Here is a 6,621-nt window from a genome sequence, read left to right on the forward strand (position 1 = left end):
CACCGCATTCGCGAGCAAGCCCGCTCCCACACAAGCCCGCTCCCACATTTTTAACCGCGTTTTTCCTGTTGGTCTGGTTTAGGTTCGCGGATCTTGTACCAGGCCACATACAGCGCCGGCAGGAACAGCAACGTCAACAACGTGGCAATGATGATCCCGCCAATCATCGCGTACGCCATTGGCCCCCAGAACACTTCGCGGGCGATGGGGATCATGCCCAGGCTCGCCGCCGCCGCCGTCAGCAGGATCGGTCGACGGCGGTGCTCGGTAGCTTGCACCACCGCGTCCCACGGCGAATAACCGGCCACTTCGTACTCGTCGATCTGCGTCACCAGGATCACCGAGTTGCGGATGATGATGCCGATCAGCGCGAGGATGCCGAGGATCGCCACAAAGCCCATGGGCGTGCCCGTGGGGATCAGCGCCAGGACCACGCCGATCAGCCCCAGCGGCGCGACGCTGGCCACCAGGAACATCTTCTGCACGCTGTGCAGCTGGATCATCAAGAATGTCGCCATGAGGAACAACATCAACGGCACCACACTGGCAATCGGGCCCTGGGCCTTGCCGCTTTCTTCCACGGTGCCGCCCGTGGCGACCTTGTAACCCACCGGCAAACCGGCGTTGAATTTGTCGATGGTCGGCGCCAGCTGTTTCACCAGGTCCGTCGGCTGCATCTCATCGCGCACCGACGCCTTGATGGTGATGGTCGGCTTGCGGTCGCGACGCCATACCAGCGGCTGCTCCAGCTCATAACGCACCGTGGCAAACGCCAGCAGCGGAATCGACGTGCCGTTGGGCGTGACGATCTGCAAGTTCTGCAAGGTTTCCGGCGTGCCGCGCTCGGCGTCTTCGGCGCGGCCGACCACGTTAATCAGGTAGATATCGTCATGCACCTGGGTCACCGAGGCGCCGCTGACCACGCTGTTCATCAACTGCGCGACGTCTTCCGACGACAGCCCCAGTTGCCGCGCCTTGTCCTGGGCGATGTCCACCCGCAGCACTTTGCCGGGCTCGTTCCAGTCGTAGATGATCTCGCCCAGGTGGGTGTTCTGGTCGAGCAGCGTGGCCAGTTCGATCGCATGTTTGCGCACCTGGTCGATGTCCTTGCCAGACACCCGGTACTGGATCGGCCGCCCCACCGGCGGGCCCATTTCCAGCGGCTGCACATAGCTGCCGATGCCGACGAAGTCATCACGCAGGCGCTTTTGCAGGCGCTGGATCAACGCGCTGCGCTCTTCCAGGCCTTTGCTGACGATCACCAGCTGCGCGTAGTAGGGGTTTTCCAGTTGCTGGTCCAGCGGCAGGTAGAAACGGATCGCGCCCTGGCCGATATAAGTGCTCCAACGGGCGATGTCCGGGTCGTCCTTGATGATCGCTTCAAGGCGGTCCACGGCCTTGCGCGTCTCGTTGATCGAGGCGTTTTGCGGCAGGTTCAGGTCCACCAGGATTTCCGGGCGGTCGGACGACGGGAAGAACTGGTTCTGCACGAACTGCATGGAAAACACCGACGCCACAAACAACGCCACGGTAATGCCGATGGCCCACCAGCGGTTGCGCATGGCCCAGAGCATGCCGCCGTTGAACGCGCGACCGATGCGCCCAGGCTCGGCATCGTGGGGTTTGACCTTGGCGCTGAGGATATGCACGCCAATCACTGGCGCAAACAGCACGGCCACCACCCACGACACCAGCATCGCCACGGCGATCACCGCAAACAGGGTGAAGGTGTACTCGCCCGCCGAGCTGGCGTTGAGGCCAATCGGCACGAAGCCGGCCACCGTCACCAGCGTGCCGGTGAGCATCGGGAACGCCGTGGACGTATAGGCGTAGGTCGCCGCCTGTTCCTTGGTTTCGCCTTTTTCCAGGCGCGTAATCATCATCTCCACGGTAATCATCGCGTCGTCCACCAACAGGCCGAGGGCGATGATTAGCGCGCCCAGCGACACGCGCTGCATGGTGATGCCGCTGTATTCCATGAACACAAACACCAGCGCCAGCACCAGTGGAATCGAGCACGCCACCACCAGCCCGGCACGCATACCGAGGCTGATAAAACTCACCACCAGCACGATGATTACCGCTTCGAACAGCGCACTGGTAAAGCCGCCGACGGCCTCCTCCACCACTTCCGCCTGGTCGGACACCTTGTGCACGCCAACGCCCACCGGCAGGTCGGCGGTCAGCTCGTCCATGCGTTCATGCAGGGCCTTGCCGAATGCCTGGATATTGCCGCCCTTCTGCATGGCAATCGCCAGGCCAATCGCCGGCGTGCCGTTGAAACGGAACAGCGGCCGCGCCGGGTCGACGTAGCCACGGCTGATCTCGGCGATGTCCGCCAGCCGATAAAAACGGTCATTGAGCCGCAGGTTGACGTCGGCCAGGTCTTTTTCCGAGGCGAACTGCCCGGAGGTGCGCACGGAAATCCGCTCCGGCCCGGCCTCGATCACCCCGGCAGGCGTCACTGCGTTCTGCGATTGCAGGCTTTGCACGACCTGGCGCTGATCGATGCCCAGCGCGGCCAGTTTGCGTGTGGAGAAGTTCAGGTAAATCACTTCGTCCTGCTGGCCGATCATCTCGACCTTGCCCAGCCCCGGCACCGAACGGATCTCGGCGCGCACCTGCTCCACGTAATCGCGCAACTGGCGCATCGACAAGCCGTCGCCGGTAAACGCGTACACCGAGCCGAACACATCACCGAACTCGTCGTTGAACGACGGCCCCTGCAACCCTTGGGGGAAGCTGCCGCGAATGTCGTCGATCTTCTTGTGCACCAGGTACCAGATGTGAGGGATGTCCTTGGCGCTGGTGGTGTCCTTCAAGAACACGAACACCGTGGACTCACCGGGCCGGGTGTAGCTTTTCACGTAGTCGAGGGAGTCCAGTTCTTCGAGTTTTTTCTCGATGCGGTCGGTGACCTGCTTGAGGGTTTCTTCCTGGGTCGCGCCGGGCCAGCGGGTCTGGATCACCATGGTCTTGATGGTGAAGGATGGGTCTTCCTCGCGGCCCAGGTTCATGTAGGAAAACACGCCCATCAGCAGCGCGACGAACATCAGGTACCAGACGAAGGACTGATGCTTGAGGGCCCAGTCGGATAAGTTGAAGCTGCCTTTCATCGCGGGCTGTCCTCGTCGATTTTGACTGTCTGCCCGGGTTTCAGGCTGTTCACGCCGGCGGTGACGATGCGTTCGCCGGGTTTGACGCCAGCGTTGAGCACGGCGCTGCCGGCGTCTCGGCTGATGACGCTGATGTCACGCGGTTGCACGGTGCGGCTTTGGGTGTCGAGCAGCCAGATGCGGGTCTTGCCCTCCACCTCCTGCAACGCGCTCAGCGGCACTTCGATGCGCGGCGCGATGGCGGTGCTCAGGGTCACGCTGATCGCCGTGCCCAGGCGGAAGGCGGGCGGCGTCTCGGCCAGGGTCAGGCGCGCACGCCGGGTGCGCGTGGCGCTTTGCGCCTGGGGTTCGATCTCGCGCACGATGGCGGTGGTGTGCACGCTCGGGTCGAGTTGCCCGGCGACCAGGAACACCACGTCGGGCGGCAGCCGTTCGGCGAGGCCGGCCGGCAGGTCGATCACCGCTTCCTTGATGTCCGGACGGGCCAGGGTCACCACTTGCTGGCCGGCGCTGACCACCTGGCCGGCTTCGGCATTCCAGGCAGTGACGATGCCGGCGTGGTCGGTGCGCAGTTCGGCGTAGTTGAGCTGGTCCTTGGCCTGGTTGACCGCCGCCTGGGCCTGGTCGAGGGAGGCCTGGGTGGTTTTCAGGTCGGTCTGGGCCACATCCAATTGGGCCTGGGCGCCGACGCCACGGTTGAACAGTTCCTGCTGGCGGCGCGCGTTGGCCTGGGCGTTGATGAATTGCGCCTGGACCTTGGCCAGGTCGCCCTGGGCCGCGCGCAGTTGGTTTTGCTGGTCGGTGGGGTCAAGCACGGCGAGCAAGGCGCCCTGCCCGACTTCAGCGCCCACATCCACGGCACGCCGGGCGATGCGCCCGGGCACGCGGAAGCCCAGGTTGCTTTCATAACGCGCCTGGATCGTGCCGGCGAAGCGGCCGAGGTTGGCCTGGTCTTCGGCTTTCACTTCCATCGACAACACCGGGCGCACTTGTTCGGGCGGCGCCTCTTCCTTGGAGCACGCCGCCAGCAACAGGCTGGCGGTGAGCAAAACCGTCAAGCGCTTCATGGCTGGGCTCCTGGTTGGGCAATCTCGACCAGCATCCCGGGGTGGAGCAATTGCCCGCCGGCCACCACGACCTTTTCGCCGCCCTTGAGGCCCTCGCTGATGATGACTTTGCCGGTGAGGTAACGCGCCACGCTGACCTTGTGCAGCTGCGCCTTGCCGTCGCCGTCGATCAACCACACGGCGGGCGCGTTGAGGTCTTTGGTCAGGGCCGACCACGGCAGCTCGATGCTTGGCTTGGCCGGGCCATTGGCGGTGGCGCTGACCACCGAGCCCAGCTGCATGCCCTTGGGCAGCGCCTCCAGGGCAATCTTCACCTGCACGGTGCCGGTGTTGGCGGCCACGGCCGGCGTGACTTCGCGGACCTTGCCTTGGGCCTTGATGCTGGGGTTATCCAGCAGGCTCACGGTAATCGGCGCGTCGGGCGGCGGCTCCACCAGCAGCGATTCGTAGACGTTGAACACGGCATCGCGCTCGCCGTCGCGGGCCAGGCTGAAGATCGGCACGGTGGCCTGCACCACCTGGCCGACTTCGGCCTGGCGCGCGGTAATCACGCCGGGGGCTTCGGCGATCAGCGCGGTGTAGCCAAGTTGCTCGCGGGCGTTGGCCAACTGCGCTTGGGCGGCGGCCAGGGCGCTTTGGCTGCTGCGCAGTGCAGCCTGAGCGGCGTCGTATTCGCTGCGGCTGGTGTAGCCCTTGGGCAGGAGTTTTTCCTGGCGCACAAAGGCCGCCGCCGTTTGTTTGACCCGCGCCTGTTCGGCCACGACCTGGGCCAGGGCGGAATCGACATTGGTCTGCAAATCCTTGGGATCGAGCTTGGCCAGCACTTGCCTGGCGCTGACGCGGTCGCCCACATCGACCATGCGCTGGATGATCTTGCCACCCACGCGAAAGGACAGGTCGGTTTGCACGCGAGCCTGGATATCGCCCGTGAGGGTGACCGCCGCGGCGAAGTCCGCCGGTTGCACGGTCTGCACAAAGACCCGGGAATGCTGCTTGGGCTCGGCCTTTTCCTCACCGCAACCGCTGAGCAGCGTCAGTAGGCCAAGTCCGAAAATACAGGTGCAAATACGACCGCCCATGCAGGCTCCTTTTGCGTGATGCGATAAACCAGATGTGTATGCGACTGTCAGCTTAGTTGAGGGTTCCTAAACTGCATGCAGGCTCCCATACTCCAGCGGTTCCCCCAATGATTGAACACACATGCTCAAGACCCTCGCGGTGGCCAATTACCGCTCGATCAACAAATTGGTGGTGCCCCTGGACCGGCTGAACCTGGTCACCGGCCCCAATGGCAGCGGCAAGTCGAACCTGTACCGCGCCTTGCGCCTGCTGGCCGAAACCGCCCAGGGTGGGGTCATCAACGCGCTGGCCCGTGAAGGCGGGCTGGATTCGACCTTCTGGGCCGGGCCGGCAACCATCAGCCGCCGCATGCACAAGGGCGAGGTGCCGATTGAGTCCACCGTGCGCCAAGGCGCCAAGCGCCTGCGCCTGGGCTTTGCCGGTGAAGATTTCAGCTACGCCATTTCCCTGGGCCTGCCCGAACCCAGCGAGTCGTTTTTCGCCCTCGACCCGGAGGTGAAAAAAGAATGCATCTGGGCCGGCCACCTCTACCGCCCGGCCAGCCTGCTGGTGCAACGCTCCGGGCCAATGGTTCGGGCCCGCGACGGCCGCGCCTGGGATGTGCTGGCCCAGCACACGCCGAATTACCACAGCCTGTTCGATCAGGTCGGCAGCCTGCGCGGCTCGCCGGAAGTGCTGTTGCTGCGCGAAAGCATTCGCGGCTGGCGCTTTTACGATCACTTTCGCAGCGACGCCGACGCCCCCGTGCGCCAGCCGCAACTGGGCACGCGCACGCCGGTGCTGCACCACGACGGGCGCGACCTGGCGGCGGCGTTGCAGACCATCCGCGAAATCGGCGACCCCGAGGCGTTGCAGCGCGCGGTCAGCGATGCGTTTCCCGGCGCACGCCTGAATATCCAGCCGTTGCAGGGCGGGCGTTTTGCAATCGAGTTTTACCAGGAAGGTTTGCTGCGGCCGCTGTCGGCGGCGGAGCTGTCCGACGGCACCTTGCGTTATCTGCTGCTGATCGCGGCGCTGCTGACGCCACGGCCGCCGACCATGATGGTGCTGAACGAGCCGGAAACCAGCCTGCACCCGGACCTGTTGCCGGCGTTGGCGCGCTTGATTATCCAGGCGTCGCGGCAGTGCCAGGTGTGGGTGGTGTCCCATGCCAGCCGGTTGATTGCGGCGTTGCAGCAGGATGAAGGGTGCAATTCGATTGTGCTGGAGAAGGTGTTGGGGGAAACCCAGATCGTTGGGCAGGGGATTCTGGATGCGCCGGCTTGGCATTGGCCGGAGTAAGTGGTGACTGGGAGGGCCTCTTCGCGAGCAAGCCCGCTCCCACATTTGCCCGCATTCCAAAGGTAGAACTCGGTCAA

The 6,621-nt window shown here is 64.4% G+C and carries 4 protein-coding genes; 1 reads left to right on the forward strand and 3 read right to left on the reverse strand.

The window, feature by feature from the left end:
* Positions 1–50: 50 nt before the first annotated feature.
* From NUV89_RS26525 to NUV89_RS26535, 3 genes are read right to left on the reverse strand one after another with little or no spacing between them, the layout of a single operon-like run.
* A complete protein-coding gene (locus NUV89_RS26525; RefSeq protein WP_257783649.1) occupies positions 51–3,116 on the reverse strand; it encodes an efflux RND transporter permease subunit in 3,066 nt (1,021 codons plus the stop codon).
* On the reverse strand, positions 3,113–4,183 hold the full coding sequence (locus NUV89_RS26530; protein WP_257783650.1) for an efflux RND transporter periplasmic adaptor subunit: 1,071 nt from the start codon (positions 4,181–4,183) through the stop codon (positions 3,113–3,115). Before NUV89_RS26530 ends, NUV89_RS26525 begins: the two co-directional genes overlap by 4 nt.
* On the reverse strand, positions 4,180–5,262 hold the full coding sequence (locus NUV89_RS26535; RefSeq protein ID WP_257783651.1) for an efflux RND transporter periplasmic adaptor subunit: 1,083 nt from the start codon (positions 5,260–5,262) through the stop codon (positions 4,180–4,182). Before NUV89_RS26535 ends, NUV89_RS26530 begins: the two co-directional genes overlap by 4 nt.
* 121 nt (positions 5,263–5,383) lie before the next feature.
* Between NUV89_RS26535 and NUV89_RS26540 the strand changes: the two genes are divergently transcribed.
* Positions 5,384–6,544 (forward strand): AAA family ATPase, encoded by a 1,161-nt coding sequence (locus NUV89_RS26540; protein WP_257783652.1) that lies wholly within the window; start codon positions 5,384–5,386, stop codon positions 6,542–6,544.
* The last annotated feature ends 77 nt before the right edge of the window (positions 6,545–6,621 follow it).

Origin of the sequence: Pseudomonas sp. 18.1.10 (assembly GCF_024655625.1) — a bacterium.
GTDB lineage: Bacteria > Pseudomonadota > Gammaproteobacteria > Pseudomonadales > Pseudomonadaceae > Aquipseudomonas.

Bases quoted from the DNA above. Each gene is read 5' to 3' on its own strand.
- NUV89_RS26540 (WP_257783652.1), top strand. From the start codon at position 5,384: ATGCTCAAGACCCTCGCGGTGGCCAATTACCGCTCGATCAACAAATTG.
- NUV89_RS26530 (WP_257783650.1), bottom strand. From the start codon at position 4,183: ATGAAGCGCTTGACGGTTTTGCTCACCGCCAGCCTGTTGCTGGCGGCG.
- NUV89_RS26535 (WP_257783651.1), bottom strand. From the start codon at position 5,262: ATGGGCGGTCGTATTTGCACCTGTATTTTCGGACTTGGCCTACTGACG.
- NUV89_RS26525 (WP_257783649.1), bottom strand. From the start codon at position 3,116: ATGAAAGGCAGCTTCAACTTATCCGACTGGGCCCTCAAGCATCAGTCC.